Here is a 17004-nt window from a genome sequence, read left to right on the forward strand (position 1 = left end):
TTTCAAAATCATCTTTTCTCATTAAATCACTTCCTACGCTATTAAAATACACTTTTAATTTTGTATATTTTAATATTATAAGTAATTTATTTCTATAAAAACCAGTTTGATCTAAATATATTATACAATTATAATTATCAAGCTAATTTTAATTAAATATATTTAAGATTGGCTTCCTTATTATTCCCCTCTCTTTTATTAATAAAAAAAGTTCATGTCTATTAGTACACACTAACAAACAAGAACTTATTTTTTATTTACATTTATTTAATTCTAACTTGATATTTTTTATCTTCATCAATATAGAAAGCTATCTTCCCCAAAATGAGTATAAAATTTTTAAACTTATTAAATATACTCACCATTTTTAAATGTAGCACTTCCTTTTAAAGATTCTTCACTTATTTCAAAATTCAAAGAAAATTCTAACTCTCTATGTTTTTCACTCAAAGCCTTAACCCATTCATCAACTGGACTCCAAGGACTTAAGACCAAAAACTCAATTTCTTTCCTATGATTTTTATCATAACTTTTCTCTTCTAAATAATTATAACTTTTATTTTCTTTTATTTCATTTTCTTCCCTAATACTACTTTTAAGCTCTTTCAAAATATTATCTAATTCATATTTACTTTCATAAAGCATATCCCATTTACATCCCCCAATTATCCTTTTGCCAGTAGTAACCAGACTTAGCATAACCAAGCTCTAAAACTTCTTCAGGAACTTCTAAAGTTGCATTGAAAGTATAACATTTTTCTAAATCTTCTTTATTATATCCCTCTTCCTTATATATAGCCTTATACCATTTCATTCCCTCTATACATTTTATTATCTCTTGAACTTCTCCTTCTATTTTTATGTAATTATCACACCAATTAGGCATATTTCTTTCCTCATTTCTTTATCTTAATTAAATTTTAAATTTCATTTCTAAAATATATAATAATATATAAAACATAAATATTATACAATTATATATTCATTAATTTCTATAATTCCCCAATTAAAATAGTACCAAAATTTCATTTTAAATTTATTTCTTTTAAATACTCTATTCATATCTTTAATTTATAATTAAAGATATGAAGTTATATGAAGAATATAACTTCATTAAGTTTTTTAAATTAGGAGGCTATTAAATGAAATATATTAAAAGTAGAAAACAATTTAATTCATTAATGATTGAAGGAGTACATTATGATGAAGAAATTTATTTTTTTTATAATTATTGTTATGATTTATATAAAAATCCAAACAATACTAAATATATTCCATTAAGACCATCAATTACAGTAACTAAATTTAGTAGTACTCCTGAAATTGGATGCTATAAAAAATTCAGAGAACATATAATGAAAATAAAACCAAGTAAAAATGAATATAAGGTTATCGGTGGTGGAATTCCATTTGATAAAACATCTAATATTAAAGTTCCATATATTTATGATATAAAAGAAAAAGGAAGAGCAATGTTAGCAGGTACATCATTTGATTATTTAGCTAGAATTGTTCTATGTAAATATTCTAATTGTAAATTCAAATTAAACGAAACAAAAGGATATTATTGGCTACAGCATAGTATAGATTCTTTCAGTATAATAAATAAAGAGTTACTTATAAAAACTAAAATTTTAATGGATGAATTAGAGTTAAATATTGAATCTTACATGGAAAGTGATAATGATATATTCTCAGATTCTATGCTAGAAGGCATTTGTATTTTATCAAGGTTAGAAAATGCTTACAGAAGTGGTATATCTGATTTAGAAGGATACGAAAAAACACTTTTAATGAAATATGACAATGTAATCTATGACTTAAAAAATCTTGGTAAAAATTTCATAGAAAATTTCATACAAGTTTTAAATATAAATAAAAATAGTAAAATAATTCTCAACCCTAATTTTGGGAGCAAATCTTCAGGTTTTAAAGCTGATGGAGATGTAATTATAGATGGATGCTTAATAGATTTTAAAGTAAGTAAAAACTATAAATATGAAGGTAAAGACGCATGCCAAATCACCACATATTATATGCTTAATGAATTTAACAAAAATAATAATAATATAACAGTATTTGATTTCTCTAGTGTTGCTCTATATAATGTTAGATATGGGAAAATATTAAAATTCGATATAGCTAATAAAGTAAGTTTAGAAAAAAGAAAAGAAATTATAAAAAGTTTAATTTTTTAGTTTTTAAATATAATATAGTATAAATTCTAATAAATTTAAAATATTAGTATTTTTTTCTTTATTATTTATAATATAGCAGAATATAGAATTATTTATGTAGTTTAATATTCTATATTCTCCTATTTCATTATGTTTAAATTATTTGTATTTCTTCTTAAAACTCTTAACTACTTATGCTAATATTACACAAACTATAAGCATCAGATAACTCTATATATTATTTAATATTTTTACATTTTGTAGTTTTAAAAAAATTATTATACAAATATCATACTTAGACAAATAATCTTATTTTCACTTTTATTCAATTTATTTCTAATTATTATTAAGTTGAATCCCATTAATTAATAGTACCCAAGATTTCCTTCCAACATACCTACTTTTCTCCTCTAAAGACCTTTTAAGATACACACCAATCTTTTTATAAATTAATCCATTTTCAAATAAATCTATAGGCTATATTTGAAATACTTATCTTATTTGAATTTAGTAATTTTGTAACTACCTAAATCACTCAATAATAAAAAGTTTCTAAATCATTAAATTTAATGTATTGAAATAATTTATATCAAAATAAACTTATTGCATATAATAATGATAAATAATATAATAGATTTATTGAATTGCGGTGGTTGTCTTCGGACTACACCTAAGAGGATTGGATGCGTCCAACCCTCTTTTATTTTTATTAGAACAAATTATTTTTTAATTACTCCAAATTCATTAAGTAAATCATATTTTTATTTTCCAAGAGGTCTGTTTATTTCCATATTCAACTCTCCTAATTATTATTAAGTTGAATCCCATTATACGGTCCATAATTAACAGTACCTAAGATTTCCTTCCACTTATTCTCTCTCTTAAGAATATCATCTTCATGACAAAACTCAAGAACTGAAAACACCACTTCATTATATCCATTTTCTAAGATAAAAAGATTCAAGTGTTGAGCATCTCCATTAGAATTTAAATGTTTCATCCATCTTCCAATTATTCCATCACTTCCATAAGCACTTCCAACATACCTACTTTTCCCATCTAAAGATCTTTGAAGATATATCCCATTCTTTTTAAGTTTCTCTTTAAGTACATTATCTTCAGAACCATCTTCCCAAATACTTATTATCTCTCTCCAAGTAAAAGTTTGTCCAAAAACATCCTCCTGACCAACATCTACATCAGGTAAATCAAGGCCTTGAAACTTAGAAGTTCTTGCAAAGCTACTATTTTTCTCACACTCTTTTGTTATGTCTCGATTTAACAAAATACTTTTTATTTCCTTACATAAACTTAAATAATCATCATTTTTATAATCAATGGTTTTCTTTGTAAGCTTTTTCAAATTACCAATATTCATAAACTTTTTCTTTAAATTTTCATTTATTTTATTACTATGATAAATTCTAAAAAAAGAATCCTCTTTATTTGCTCCCCATATTTCAAAGGCTCTAATTCTATACTTATTTGATTTTACTCTATATGAAACATAAGGAATATCTCTATCCCTATTATCATCTGTTCTATTATGTAAAAATAATCCTTCTAGTTCACTTTCAGATAATATTTTCTTTAATTCTTCTAACATAAAACCACTCCCAATCTCATTTAATTTTAACATAACTTTAAAATCAAACCATAACCTTCCAAAAAAAAAAAAAAAAAATAAGCAGCCTAAAACTAAATCTTATAATTCAGTTTCAAACTGCCACTTCAAATTTATTTCAACTTATTTTTCTTATTATTAATCTTATGTTCCACTCTTCTAACTTCCTTTTTAAAATACTCTGAATTATATTGTGGCTCATTTTGAAGTATCTCTGCTAGTAACCATTTATTATTTCTATATACAAATTTCCAATACTCATTTCCATCCTCTATGGATTTACTTCCTTCAACAACAACTTTTTTATTTCCTCTTAATTCTATTATGTAATCTTTCATGGAGAAATTAATCTTAACCCATAAAAAGCCCTCAAATTCTTCATTTCCTTTAAAATAGGATTGTATTATTCCATAACCAAACTTTATGTTTTTTAATATGTTTCTTCTATTTTTATTTCTCATATCCTCCAAAAGATTAGTATGTTCAGTATATAATTCATCTGTAAGCAAGTTTAAGACTTCTTCATATTTGTCATTTTTCCAAGCTTTCTGAACCTTATAAAAAGTCTCTTCAATCATTAAATTAATATTATCAAACTCCCAATTAGAGTCACTTTTTCCTATTTCATCTAACTCCTCTTTATATTTTCTTTTCTCTTTTCTTAAAGATACTAAACCATATGCCATTAAGGATGTAAAACCTCCTAAAAACAGAAAATCAAATATTTTAAAATCACTTCCACCTGAACTTCCTGAACTACCATAAGAACCACCATGTCCTCCTCCATGCCCTCCACCTGCTCTTGCATATGCAATATTAGCTGGTAATAAAATCACCATAAATAATAAAACTATAACTACCAACTTTTTAACTTTCTTAATCATTCTTCTAACTTACCTCATTTGTTTTATTTTAAAAATTAAGATTATCTATGATATTAGACAGTAAAACTAGAGATATCATATCAATCCCAATGTATTTAGATAACTTATCTTTTTTCTTAACTCCATAAATAATTGCAATTCCACTAATTATAAGTACAAATAAAAACAATGTATATCACATTTAAAGTCACTCCTTAGTATTTAAAATTATCTTATCAATTCTCTCCTTACCCATTCTATAATGTAATTTTGGTTTAACAAATATATTAAAACTCATTCATAAGCACAACTAAAATTTCATCCACCTCAAATAATTCATTAGTTTCAAAAATTTCTTGAAGGTTTTCCACATTCTCATCTGAATGTTCTATATCCTTAGAATAAATACGGCTAACTTCCACCATATCCTCTTCAGAAAACTCCCCTTTGTCCATAAATCTTACAACTGAAAGCTCCTTAATCATAAGGGTACTTATAATAGCAAGTTTAATTTTAGCAGACAAATCATAATCAAAAATACCTTTCATAAAATATCTAAAGACAAAGTAAACAAATATATTCAAAAACTTATAAGAATTTTTCTCATAATATTTATTAAACTCCCTATGTTTATTAAAATATAATTCCTCATTCCCCTCTAAATATTTAAATCCATTTTTTAGACCAAGTGGATCATTAGGATTTATATGCTTAATTTCCTTATAAACCTTAAAATACTTAGAAAGTAAATTATACTTTTCACTCCACTTATTCTTAGCTTCAAGTATCTCCTCCATGATTTCCTCTAAGATTCTTTCATCCTTATAATCAGAAATAACCTCTCCTATTTCATCCATATCACCTAAATCAATCTTATTTTGAATCTCCTTAGTAAACTTAAGGATTAAAGACAACTTACTTCCAAAATCAAGATTTTTCTTATTAGCTAACTGAAAAATAAGATTTCTACACTCCAAAAAGTCTTCTAAAACCTCTTTTGAAATTCCAGAGTCATACTCCTCATAATCTTCCTCCAAATCACTTAATTCAAAGGTAACATTCTCAGGCTTTCTTAAAATAATTCTTGCAGCCTCAGGACATGATAAAGAAAGTCCAACCTCCCTTAAATCCAAAAACTCCTCTGTATATCTAGGGAACTGCTGACAAGTATAACAAAGACTCTCCTCTCCAAGATTAATATAAAGCTCACACATCTTTTTATCATTTAAAAAGGAACAATTCCCATTATTAAGAAGAAAAATATTTTCTCCATCATTTTTCACAATCCTACTTCTTAAAACATCTCCAAACTCTCCAGAAACCTTCATATACTTATCATAGCTTTCATCATCTATAACAATCTCCCAACCAGCACAACAAGTATCCTCACACTCTGATGCAATACATTTAAACTCATTAAAATAATTTGGTCTTCTTAACTTCATATTCTTCCTCACTCTGTTAATTAAAATCTCTTTAAAATAGAAACTTTTATTAGCTATTTTCTATGAACCCACTCTCACAAAATCAGTCAAAACAAAATACCTAATAAAAATCTCTTCTCTTATTATAACAAAGTGGAAATATTAACTCACTATTTTTCACCCATAACTTTTCATATATAAGCTAGAAAAATCACTATCCATAAAAAATATATTTTAAAACTCTATTTTAAATTAGTATTAATTTTAATAGTAGCAAATCTTAGGCTCCCAGCTTTATTTTAAATTGGTTTTGATTTTAAATAAATAAGTTAAAGATCTAGCTAAAATCAATATTCTCTTAAAACAAAATCTATTTTTAAAATTTAGGAATAATTAGAAAACTTTCATCATATATATATCATAGAGTGGGCATTTTTTGATAATATAGTAACTTTTATACGCTTCTTCGAAGTTACCTAAAAAAAGAAACTACCCACCAAACCATTATTCATCATACTCTGATCATTCTAGTATTAACCTAACCAACTTAATAGTCAAAAGAAAGAGCTTGTTTTTTTAATAAGCTCTTTCCTTTTCCAAAAAAATTTCCTTATTTGAAAACATTTTCTTGATTTTTATTAAAATTAGTTTTATAATTAATGTAAAGGTTTTACCAAGGTCCCTCTTTTCTTAATACCTTGGTAAAAACAATTTTTTCATTTTTAGTGCACTTTTGTGTTATTTACTTATTATTGAATGTGATATAAAAAAACAAATACTTTAATTAGTATTTGTTTTTTTATTTTACTAAAAATAAACATCTCTTAACATATTCCATAAAAAAACTCATATAATATACTACTTTTTTTATATCCTCTGTATATTTTCTAAAAAGCTGTCAATAATTCAGATAGAAATTAATTAGGAGGATTTAAAAAATGAATAAAAAAGATGTAGCAATTTTAAGTGGATCACTTGTATGTGTAGCCTTACTTGGTTATTTTACATATTCCACAGTATCTACAGTATTGAAAAGCAAAGCAACCTCTCAAAAAGTAATATCTCAAGATCAAAACAAAAATGAAGATACTACTGAAGAGAGTAATGATAAAAATTCTAATAAACAAGAAAGCCTAAATTCTAGGTTAGAAGATGCTTCAAATAGTTCAAATGAAAAAGATTCTAAAGAGTGCAACACAAAAGATAACTCCTCTCAAAATTCTAAAGAAGATGAAAAAGAAAGTTCTAAAGAAAAAACAAATGATAAAAACTCTCAAAAAATAACCACTGAAAAAGAAAGTTCTAATGATAATGAAAAAAATATAAAATCCAAAGAAGAAAGTAAAGAAAGCCAAAGTAAAGATAAAAAAATAGAAAACTCAAAAGAAAATGAGGAAGAAAATTCTTCATCAAAAAAAGACTCTTCTAATAAAAATTTAACTTCTTCAAGCAAAAAAGAAGTACCAACATTTTCTACTTATTTAAAGGATATAGAAACTGAAAAATATACCCTTAAAGAAGATGAAAGTTTAAATGATGTTGCTAAAAAGTTTAAAGGTACTTGTGCTGTAAATTCAAGCTTAAACATATTAAAATCTCTCAACCAAGTAAATAATGTTTCAGCTTTAAAAACTGGGGATACAATCTTAGTGCCAGTAAAAGCACTTAAGGAAGGAACTAACTATAAGGTAAAAGAAGGAGATACTTGGTATAACCTAGCTAGAAAACACTATCCTAAGTATAACCACGAAGTTGTTATAGAGTTCTTAATGGATGTAAATCCATTCTCAAAAGAAATACTACCTTTAGGAGAAGAAATTTTCTTACCAAAAATTTAGTTAGCTAATTTTTTTAGAATTCTCCTCTCTTTCTACAAGTAGTGAGTAATTCAAAATAATAAAGGCTATATTAAGAAAAATTAATATAGCCTCATATTTATTCTATTCTCTAGTTAATTATTTTTTTCTGAAAACTTAAAATAAAGCTAAATATTAAAATGTCTTTTATATTTTTTATCCAGCTTATTAGCCATACTAACTAAAAAGCCACTTAAAATACCAGTAAATATATTTGAAGTTATCTTTGAAGTATCCACATATCTATTAATAAAAACCATAATAACTGCTCCAATCAAAATAAAAGATGTTATTATAACAAGAGTCTTCCACTTATTTGGAACTTTAACTTTATCAGCTATCCTATATGTTATGGAAAATTTATTATCAATAAATGAGTAAAGCCCCATGCTTATTAGCATAAAACTAATTAATACTACTATGCTAGTTATTCTGTTCATTCTATCATTCCTCCAAAGAAAATTACTTCCTATTCCATAAACAAATTTTTTAATGTCTGTTCTTAGGTACCATCTAACATATTTTATTATATACCTGTATTTACTAAAAAAACACATGAAATCCTCTCTAGAAAATATAAATTTAAAACTTAAATTAAAAAAGTTCATCTAAAATTTAATCTTATTGTAGCTTCCTTTACATATTCTGTACCAAAGTAAGCCTATTAAAATAATCATAAGACCAATGAAATAATAAACTCCATAGTTAATATAAACATCCATAGCTAATTGGAATCCAAAAAATATACCACTTAAAAGTATAATAAGAAATGTATTTCCTAAGTCATCCATTTTCTCCCCATCCTTAAAACTTACTGAGAAAGGAAAATGTTTATCCATGGCTTTAACTGATATTAAAGATAAAGCTATTGCCACTAAAAATATTGCTATAAGATTTAGAATCACTTTAAATCCAAATAACCAAACATATATAAGTGATAATAAAATGTATATTGGACAAACCATCTTATATATAATAGCTTTAGTAACTCCCTTAAATATTGATGCCATATCCTCTATTGGTACAGCCTTATATATCCAAGCATCCTTACACTGGTCTGAATACTTAACCATCATGACAATTGGTGCTAAACAAAATACTGACATATAAATAGTATAATAAAGTTTTGTATTTGGAAGCATCTCCTTCCAAGCCCAAAAGCTATTAAAATCACTAATATCAATTAATAAGAATATAAATGGAAATATAAACCCCATAGCCAAACTCGGATAAGTTTTAAGCTTAAAATTTCTCTCACTCTTTATAATATTAATTGTGAAATTAAAGAAACTTCTTTCACAATTATTTCTACATAATACATTCCCTACTCTAAATGAAATAGTGGTTTTATCTTTTCCTCTATATGAATTATCATTGAGTTTTTGTATATTCTCTTCAAACTTTTTAGCTATTTTAAAATAAATACCTATAGATATTAAGGGAAGTATAATAGCTAAAACTGATAATATTATTAAACTTATATTAACTTCTCCACTTCCTATAATTTGAAGTGGTGCCCCAAACCATAAAGGTGGCAAAATCCATTGAAACCATCTAGTTACAGAAAAGCCACTACTTACCCCTTTTAAGCTTCCAAATACTCTTCCTATAACTTGATAAATTATCATTATTCCAACTGATAAAACTATTTGAATTCCATTTATAACATCCTTAAGCTTTTCTCCATCAAAAAACTTAAGAATTAAATAATAAATAAAACAAGTTACTAAAATCATAAAAATATTAATAAGTATAATCTCAAGCAAAAATACTAAAGCAAAAAATATTCCATGTCTAAAAGATAAGAGTAATGAAGGTAATGAAAAATAAATACTTATGCTAGTCATATAAATAAGTATATTCGTAAGCTTTGCTGCATTTATTGTCTTAGAACTAACCCCAGTTACTCCAAGTAAATTTTTATCCTTAACATCTAATAAAACAAAGGCAAAATCAGCTATGAAGCTTGTTCCAATTAAAAACATAAATATTCCAAAGAACATTGTCATCTGAAACATAATGTTAAAATTTAAAACAACTACAGGTGCTATAAAAAGTCCTAAAACTCCATATAAAAGTAAGGCTGATTTAAACCTATTCCCATCATTTTTGGTAGTATTCATATTTCCATTCATAATAGAAGGATTTCTTCTCTTATCCATCATAAGTTTATGCTCTAAAATAAGCATCATCATATCATAGTCTACTCCAGCTTTCTCATAAAGCCATTTAAACTTTTCAACAATTTTAATACTTTTTTCTTTTTTAGATGTATTCATATTCTTTTTCATATGCTACACCTCATTTATAAGAGAAGTAAATTCCTCTGCAAGCTTTCTATGATTATTAAATCCAGTTAAATTATTAAATATCTCTTCTAAGGATCTTTCATTACAACTATTTTTAAGATCCTCAAAGCTTCCATCTGCTTTAACTACCCCATCATTTAAAAGAATTATTCTATGACTTATTTTCTCAACAACATCAATTATGTGAGAAGAATAGAAAATAGTCTTTCCTTCCCTAGCAAGCTCCTCCATAATTTCCTTAATTACCATAACACTATTTGCATCTAATCCATTTAAAGGCTCGTCTAAAAATAAAATGTCTGGATTATGAATTAAGGCTGAAATTAAAAGAACCTTTTGTTTCATCCCCTTAGAAAAGCTTGAAATTCTTGAATTAAAAGCATTTTCTATGCCTAAAATTCTCATAAGCTGCTTACTCTTATACAAAACATCATTAAACTTCATACCATAAAGTTGTCCAATAAAAGTTAAATATTCTTTGGCAGTAAGTGTATCATAAATATCAGCCATTTCTGGAACATAGCCTATTCTTCTTTTATAACTTTCATCGCCTAAGCTAATATCCTTTCCAAATATCTCAATACTACCCTTATATCCTTCTATAAGTCCAAGCATTATTTTAACTGTAGTACTCTTTCCAGCACCATTACTTCCTATATACCCTATAATTTCCCCCTTATGTATATCAAGATTTATTCCCTTTAAGACTTCCTTACTTCCAAAATTCATTCTTAAATCTCTTATTTTTATAATGCTATCTTCTTTATAAAATTGTTTTTCCTCTCTTTCCCTATTATTAACCATATAAATTTCTCCATTCATACTTTCCATATACAACCACAAATCCTTTCCAATATTTTAAAAAACTTTTTTCATTCACTAACCAAAGCTTAAATAAATATAAAAATAGAGCCTTCTTTTACATAATCATTCTTAAAAATAAGTCATATATTAAAAACTTAATTCATAAACACACTAATTACCTAAAAGAAAGCTCTAAAAAATCTATTTATTTGCAAACATTCCTTAAAATACGTAAATTAACAATTATTATTTATGTAAGCCTTAAAAATCTATAAAATTAAAACTTAACTAATAATCTTTATTACTACTTTTAACCCCCCTAAAATGTTTTGGATAAATCTCACATTATGTGCTTTATTTTACCGTATAAATTTAGTTTACACAAACTTCATATTTTTAGAAAAATATTCTATTTTATTAATTTCATTGATAAATCCTTTTTAAAGCTCCTAATTACACTAATAAATTGTTAAATTTCTCCTTTAATTCATACAAATTTCTTAATAAACGATTATAATCCCCCTTTAAAGAATATTAATATATTACTTAATAAGTTTTTTAATACTACTTATTGATTTATTATTTAACTTATGTTATTATCATTTCAATAACTTAAATAGAAGTAATTTAAATTTATACATTAGTACTTAAGCTAAGGAAAATAAAATAGAAAATAAATACACAAAGAAAAAAGCATAGTTCTAAATTTAAAACTCACATTATAAAATATCACAAACAATTAAAATTTTTTTAAAATGCATAAACTATAAAAAATACTTTAGGAGGTATCTTTATGCTAATATTAACAACTGAATCAATCCCTGGAAAAGGAATCAAAGAAGTTAAAGGTCTTGTAAAAGGAAGTACTATAAGATGTAAAAATATAGGAAGAGATTTTGCATCAAGCTTTAAAAACTTAGTTGGTGGAGAAATGAAGTCTTATAATGATATGCTTATTGAAGCTAGACAAATAGCCATTGAAAGAATGGTTCATGAAGCAGAATCACTTGGTGCCAATGCAATAATAGGAATGAGACTTATGTCCTCTTCTGTTACGGCTGGTGCTGCTGAAATGGTAGCTTATGGAACAGCAGTAATTTACAAATAAAAAAAATACTAATAATTTTATGATTTAAGTAAATAATAAAATTGGGATAGGTTAAATTAAAACCCTTATCCTCCTTTAATTTTATATAATAAATATCCCCCTATTAAAAGGTAGTAAGTTGTCCTATTACTACCTTTTTTAAAGTTCTTTACTTTTTAATTATAATCAACTTAATTCACCTAAGCTCCCATTGTATCTATCCACTAAAAAGCTTTATAATCTTTTACTCTATTTTAAAATTAGTGTTGATTTTGATAGGACTTTTTTACCATATTAAAAGCTTCATTGAATGTAGAAGAATAATATAAGAATCTAAGTTATTTGTCCTATGGGAGTTTTTTAAATTTAGCTATTATTATTATGGAAGTGTTAAATAGAAACCCTCTGCAAAATTAAGTAGATCTTATGAGATAGCTAAAACCAACACTCTCTTAAAACAGAATCTACTCTTTAAATTCTTATAACTTAATCTTCTTTATTTTCAATTTATATTAATAATAATCTGTAAAATGCACAAAATAAAAGAAGAAAGGGTGATTTTATGAATATCTTCAAAAGATTTTATATAAGTTTGTTTAAACCTAAAAGATACAAAGAACTTTTAAATTCTTCTGGTTTTTCTACATTGTTATACTTAATTATTTTTTCATTTATTATTGGACTCTTAGCCTTTAGTAGAAACTATACAAACTTAAATAAATTTTTTTATGCAAGAAAAGAAGTAATTGAAAAAAAAATACCTCAATTTGAAATTAAAGATGGTGTTTTAAACTTAAAAGGAGCAAATTTTGTTGTTTTCCAAGAAGAAAATTGTACCTTTATATTAAATGACAAGGAAAGTTCCTCTACTTTGTTAGATGAATATGCCTCTGGTATAGCCTTAGGAAAAGATTCCCTAACCTTAAAATATAACAATACAAACCTTGGAACAACAGATTATTCCTCTATGAATCTTTCATTAACAGATCAAAAACTTAAAGATTACCTAGAAGCATTAGATAATACTCTTGGAAATACCTATCTAACTTTCATGGTGTTATCATTTATGATTTTTGCTTTTGTATCCTCATTTATATTAGCCATAATAGGAAAAATAATAGCAAAGGTAAAAAATATAAATTTAAGCTTTGGTTCTTCTTATAAACTTAGTATTTATGGCATTACCCCTTGTTTAGTAATAATAGCCATATTAAATTTACTAGATATAAATATGATGCTCTCAACACCACTTAGTTTTTTAGTTTCAATAATTTATATTTACTTTGGAATATTAAATGTAAATACCTATACCTTTGGAAGCTATTAATAAAGTAATAAAAAATAACTAAATCAATCGAAGCAGATATTTTTTTATAAACTGTGAAAACTATTAATAAAATAACTAGAAAAAACCCTATTAAATACAGTATAAAACACTGTATTTAACAGGGTTTTCTTTAAAGCTAAGAGGTTAAGTTTATTCTTTGAATAATATCTAACAAGTTTTTCTTCAAAGAATTTATTATTCTAAAAACTCATTGGCATATCTAACTACACCACTTATATTTTTTAAGGACTCTTCATTTAGCTCTATTGCCATGTAATTTTCATCTGGAACATCAAAGGGAGCTTTTATACCCCATAAACTAGCCTTTTTAAAACCAAACCTTGGATAATACTTATCATGTCCTAAAACAACTATGGAATCATATCCTAACTCTCTTCCTATTCTCATTCCCTCTTTTATAAGTTCACTTCCAATTCCAATCCCTTGATACTTAGGTAAAACTGAAACTGGTGCTAATGCCAAAGTTTCGTATTTATCACTTTCATTTTCTATTTTTGCCTTAGTAAGAAGTATGTGACCTACTACCTCTCCCTCTCTTTCAGCAACTAGAGAAAGTCCATTTATAAAGTTTTCTCCCTCTCTAAGTTTGCTAACAAGCACATGCTCCATATGATCACTATTTTCCTCATTTTTAAATGCTTCCTCAATTAAAAGTTCAACTGTTTTATAATCATTTTCTGTTTCTTTTCTTATAATAACTTTCATAAAATCACCTACTTAATTTTTATTTTCCTCTGTTTAAAAAAAGACTCCCTTTAATATAATTTCTATCCATATAGATAAATTAATATCTCTTTAAAACAAAGTTTTTTTCTTCTTATTTTATTATTCCAAAATAAGAGGACTTTTAATACTAAATTTCTATAAACTAATCCTATATTAAAGATATTATAAAACTTTGAACTTAATATTAATATTTAATTACCAAACATTTAATAAATTACCAGTTTATATAGAAAAATTACCCATTCATTAGTAAAACTGATGACCATAGAGATTATTGCATCCTAAGAAGAATAGTAGTGATTAATACCTGTTGCTCTCATTTAAACTAGTTTGCCCTTAAGCTTTACTATATCTATAATTAAATAAGATGATTTCACGTAAATAAAATTTTATTTAACTTAGTAGGAGACATTTAGTCTACTATTTCTTTATTATAAATTTTAAAATAACATAAAAAAAATTGGAGAGTGGTATTTTGGATTCCAGTAAAAAGATATTGAAAACCGCAGCAATCATTGCACTTGGTTCATGTATCTTAGCCTTTGGTAGTTATAACTTTAATTATCAAAACAATGTAACAGAAGGCGGAGTTATAGGACTTTTGCTTCTTATAAAAAATGTTTTTGATGTTTCACCATCATATACTAGCTTAATAGTAGACTTTACTCTATTTTCATTAGGTGCTAAATTCTTTGGAAAAAGATTTTTAGCATATTCAATATTTGCTACCCTTTGTTTCTCAACTTCCTATAAAATATGGGAAAGCATAGGTTTTATAACACCAAACTTTTCAAATAATATGCTAATTGCAAGTATATTATCAGGTATTGGTGTAGGAGTTGGAGCTGGTATTGTTGTAAGATGTGGAGCAGCCTCTGGAGGCGATGATGTTATTGCCTTATTAGGAAATAAATTTACAAAACTTAAAGTAAACCATATTTATATGCTAACAGATGCCATAATATTAGGTTTATCTTTAGTTTACCTAGATTTAAAACAGATTTTATTTTCAATAATAGCTGTAATCATAAGTGGTAAATTAATAGGTTTCATATACGAATATAAGAATGAAAACCTTAATGCAGAAGAAGTGGTAGAAGAATTTATTGATGAACTTGAAGAAAAATCTTCCCTAAAAAGTGGAGTTTCTATACAAAGTATGTAATTAAAAAATTTATAACATAAAAGGTCATGAATTAATCATCTAAATTCATGACCTTTTTCTTATCTTTTCACTATACTAAATAATACCCTAATTTAATCTATTTTCTCTGTTTTTCTAATTTTTTATTTTTATTCCGCCCTAATCTATCAAAATTTATGTAATACTAATGTATCACAAACTCTAAATAAGTCTTTTTAATTAATATATTCAGGTATATTAAATTTTACTTTTCATTATAAATAAAAAAAACTGTAAATAAATTATAACTCTTCAAAATATTTTTCAATACAAATGTAATCAATGTTTTAAGCAAAACTAATAAAATCATATTATACTTTCAATATTATTAACTATTATTAAATTCTTATTTACTATTAGAATCTTCATTCTTATTTATTAAATAACAAACAAAACTAGCCTAATAGATTAGTTTTTATACAAATTATTATATATATATATGTTAAAATAACATATATATTATTTTAATTTATATGAAAGGAAGTTTATTATTTTATGGTTAAAGAAAAAAATTTAGAATCTGATCGCCCACTTATATTAGCTATAATGTTTCTTGTAGATTTTTTTATATTTATTCTATTTATACATAACTTTAATATTTTTATTTACACATATATAATAACATTTAACATTTTTTCTTTAATAAATTTAATATTTATTAAAAAATTATCTAAATTTATATACTTATACTCTGCTATTTCAATGTCAACTTTTTCACTTTTTTTATTTTTATCTGGGATATATAAGTTAAATGAAATGCTTTCTACATCTCACTTTATTAAAATATCTATTTTATTTATATCAATATATATTTTAATAATTATACTATCAATAAATCATATGAAAAATTTTTATAGCTCTAAAGTTTACCAAAATAAAATTTTAAAAAATTCTCCTAAATACAGCTTAATATTTTTAGGTACTTTTTTAGGATTATTTATATCTAAATTAAATTTAAATCAAGATTTTATTATTCCTTTAGGCATGATATTACTTGGTTGTGGATTTGCAGTATGTTATTCTCATTTTTACAAATTTTCATTGAATAAAATAAAAAAGTAAGGATTGAACTGCTCCCTTTAAAGTAGACATGAAAAAAAAGACCAGTTAAAATAGATATTATCCAAAATATTTTTATCTTTATATCCACAGATCCTCCTATAAATAGTATTAATATTTAAAAGATTGTCTTAAAAATTTAGTTTCAAAATATTAACAGTATTTTCAAGACAATCATTTATATAAATTATACTATATAATCGGTTCTATTAAGTGCTCAAGTAACTTGACCCAATCCATGTTTATACCACTCTTTTCTAAATCAATAACACTTAACGAACCATCACACTCACTGCTTATAACTAGATACTTACCTTTATCTAATCCCCACCTCAATACTTCTTCTTCACTTAATAAACACTTTTCCATTTTACCAGCTTTATTTGTATAATTTTATAAAAAAAGATTCACAACAATAGCTATTGCGAACCTTTTAAATTATTAGTATATTAATTTATTTTAACTTCTTCATTAGTATTTTTATTAACAAGATATATTTCCAGATTATCTTTATTCACTTCTTTAGGATTATAAAGAAGTTTTG

15 protein-coding genes are annotated in these 17004 nt (G+C 25.0%); 5 read left to right on the forward strand and 10 right to left on the reverse strand.

The features are described 5' to 3' along the window. Positions 1–348: 348 nt before the first annotated feature. Together Q1K13_RS03290 and Q1K13_RS03295 are read right to left on the reverse strand one after the other, a co-directional pair. Entirely contained in the window at positions 349–645 is a 297-nt protein-coding gene (locus tag Q1K13_RS03290) for a DUF1281 family ferredoxin-like fold protein (protein WP_300347709.1), read from the reverse strand. 7 nt (positions 646–652) lie between these two features. Continuing rightward, complete coding sequence (locus Q1K13_RS03295; protein ID WP_300347710.1) at positions 653–886, reverse strand: hypothetical protein; 234 nt, start codon at positions 884–886, stop codon at positions 653–655. 256 nt (positions 887–1142) lie between these two features. Between Q1K13_RS03295 and Q1K13_RS03300 the strand changes: the two genes are divergently transcribed. Further along, positions 1143–2198, forward strand: coding sequence for a hypothetical protein (locus tag Q1K13_RS03300; protein ID WP_300347711.1), 1056 nt, complete (start codon positions 1143–1145; stop codon positions 2196–2198). Between the two features lie 781 nt (positions 2199–2979). Here Q1K13_RS03300 and Q1K13_RS03305 read toward each other — a convergent pair. The 3 genes from Q1K13_RS03305 to fliB form a co-directional block, all read right to left on the reverse strand. Next, positions 2980–3783 (reverse strand): GIY-YIG nuclease family protein, encoded by an 804-nt coding sequence (locus Q1K13_RS03305; RefSeq protein ID WP_300347712.1) that lies wholly within the window; start codon positions 3781–3783, stop codon positions 2980–2982. Positions 3784–3914: 131 nt separating this feature from the next. Continuing rightward, positions 3915–4685, reverse strand: coding sequence for a Tim44 domain-containing protein (locus tag Q1K13_RS03310; RefSeq protein WP_300347713.1), 771 nt, complete (start codon positions 4683–4685; stop codon positions 3915–3917). Positions 4686–4951: 266 nt separating this feature from the next. Continuing rightward, on the reverse strand, positions 4952–6109 hold the full coding sequence (gene fliB, locus Q1K13_RS03315; RefSeq protein ID WP_300347715.1) for a flagellin lysine-N-methylase: 1158 nt from the start codon (positions 6107–6109) through the stop codon (positions 4952–4954). Between the two features lie 917 nt (positions 6110–7026). On the opposite strand from fliB, the gene Q1K13_RS03320 reads away from it, so the two are divergent. Next, complete coding sequence (locus tag Q1K13_RS03320; RefSeq protein WP_300347716.1) at positions 7027–7926, forward strand: LysM peptidoglycan-binding domain-containing protein; 900 nt, start codon at positions 7027–7029, stop codon at positions 7924–7926. A 146-nt stretch (positions 7927–8072) separates the two neighbouring features. On the opposite strand, the gene Q1K13_RS03325 is transcribed toward Q1K13_RS03320, so the two are convergent. The 3 genes from Q1K13_RS03325 to Q1K13_RS03335 form a co-directional block, all read right to left on the reverse strand. Next, complete coding sequence (locus Q1K13_RS03325) at positions 8073–8384, reverse strand: hypothetical protein (protein ID WP_300347717.1); 312 nt, start codon at positions 8382–8384, stop codon at positions 8073–8075. A gap of 168 nt (positions 8385–8552) precedes the next feature. Next, positions 8553–10235, reverse strand: a complete 1683-nt coding sequence (locus Q1K13_RS03330) for an ABC transporter permease (RefSeq protein WP_300347718.1) — start codon at positions 10233–10235, stop codon at positions 8553–8555. A 3-nt stretch (positions 10236–10238) separates the two neighbouring features. Beyond that, positions 10239–11057: an ABC transporter ATP-binding protein gene (locus Q1K13_RS03335; RefSeq protein WP_300347719.1), complete on the reverse strand. Its 819-nt coding sequence runs from the start codon at positions 11055–11057 to the stop codon at positions 10239–10241. Between the two features lie 793 nt (positions 11058–11850). Between Q1K13_RS03335 and Q1K13_RS03340 the strand changes: the two genes are divergently transcribed. Both Q1K13_RS03340 and Q1K13_RS03345 read left to right on the forward strand, forming a co-directional pair. After that, positions 11851–12165, forward strand: a complete 315-nt coding sequence (locus Q1K13_RS03340) for a YbjQ family protein (RefSeq protein ID WP_300347720.1) — start codon at positions 11851–11853, stop codon at positions 12163–12165. A 541-nt stretch (positions 12166–12706) separates the two neighbouring features. Further along, a complete protein-coding gene (locus tag Q1K13_RS03345) occupies positions 12707–13471 on the forward strand; it encodes a DUF1189 domain-containing protein (protein WP_300347721.1) in 765 nt (254 codons plus the stop codon). A gap of 195 nt (positions 13472–13666) precedes the next feature. Here Q1K13_RS03345 and Q1K13_RS03350 read toward each other — a convergent pair whose 3' ends face one another. Further along, entirely contained in the window at positions 13667–14197 is a 531-nt protein-coding gene (locus Q1K13_RS03350; protein WP_300347723.1) for a GNAT family N-acetyltransferase, read from the reverse strand. A 496-nt stretch (positions 14198–14693) separates the two neighbouring features. On the opposite strand from Q1K13_RS03350, the gene Q1K13_RS03355 reads away from it, so the two are divergent. After that, complete coding sequence (locus tag Q1K13_RS03355; protein ID WP_300347724.1) at positions 14694–15383, forward strand: YitT family protein; 690 nt, start codon at positions 14694–14696, stop codon at positions 15381–15383. A 1269-nt stretch (positions 15384–16652) separates the two neighbouring features. Here Q1K13_RS03355 and Q1K13_RS03360 read toward each other — a convergent pair. Continuing rightward, the gene (locus Q1K13_RS03360) at positions 16653–16829 is read right to left on the reverse strand and encodes a hypothetical protein (protein ID WP_300347725.1); all 177 of its coding nucleotides are present in this window, start codon (positions 16827–16829) and stop codon (positions 16653–16655) included. Positions 16830–17004: the final 175 nt, after the last annotated feature.

This window comes from Clostridium sp. (assembly GCF_029267215.1).
Lineage (GTDB): Bacteria > Bacillota > Clostridia > Clostridiales > Clostridiaceae > Sarcina.

Bases quoted from the DNA above. Each gene is read 5' to 3' on its own strand.
- Q1K13_RS03290 (WP_300347709.1), bottom strand. From the start codon at position 645: ATGCTTTATGAAAGTAAATATGAATTAGATAATATTTTGAAAGAGCTT.
- Q1K13_RS03295 (WP_300347710.1), bottom strand. From the start codon at position 886: ATGCCTAATTGGTGTGATAATTACATAAAAATAGAAGGAGAAGTTCAA.
- Q1K13_RS03300 (WP_300347711.1), top strand. From the start codon at position 1,143: ATGAAATATATTAAAAGTAGAAAACAATTTAATTCATTAATGATTGAA.
- Q1K13_RS03305 (WP_300347712.1), bottom strand. From the start codon at position 3,783: ATGTTAGAAGAATTAAAGAAAATATTATCTGAAAGTGAACTAGAAGGA.
- Q1K13_RS03310 (WP_300347713.1), bottom strand. From the start codon at position 4,685: ATGATTAAGAAAGTTAAAAAGTTGGTAGTTATAGTTTTATTATTTATG.
- fliB (WP_300347715.1), bottom strand. From the start codon at position 6,109: ATGAAGTTAAGAAGACCAAATTATTTTAATGAGTTTAAATGTATTGCA.
- Q1K13_RS03320 (WP_300347716.1), top strand. From the start codon at position 7,027: ATGAATAAAAAAGATGTAGCAATTTTAAGTGGATCACTTGTATGTGTA.
- Q1K13_RS03325 (WP_300347717.1), bottom strand. From the start codon at position 8,384: ATGAACAGAATAACTAGCATAGTAGTATTAATTAGTTTTATGCTAATA.
- Q1K13_RS03330 (WP_300347718.1), bottom strand. From the start codon at position 10,235: ATGAAAAAGAATATGAATACATCTAAAAAAGAAAAAAGTATTAAAATT.
- Q1K13_RS03335 (WP_300347719.1), bottom strand. From the start codon at position 11,057: ATGGTTAATAATAGGGAAAGAGAGGAAAAACAATTTTATAAAGAAGAT.
- Q1K13_RS03340 (WP_300347720.1), top strand. From the start codon at position 11,851: ATGCTAATATTAACAACTGAATCAATCCCTGGAAAAGGAATCAAAGAA.
- Q1K13_RS03345 (WP_300347721.1), top strand. From the start codon at position 12,707: ATGAATATCTTCAAAAGATTTTATATAAGTTTGTTTAAACCTAAAAGA.
- Q1K13_RS03350 (WP_300347723.1), bottom strand. From the start codon at position 14,197: ATGAAAGTTATTATAAGAAAAGAAACAGAAAATGATTATAAAACAGTT.
- Q1K13_RS03360 (WP_300347725.1), bottom strand. From the start codon at position 16,829: ATGGAAAAGTGTTTATTAAGTGAAGAAGAAGTATTGAGGTGGGGATTA.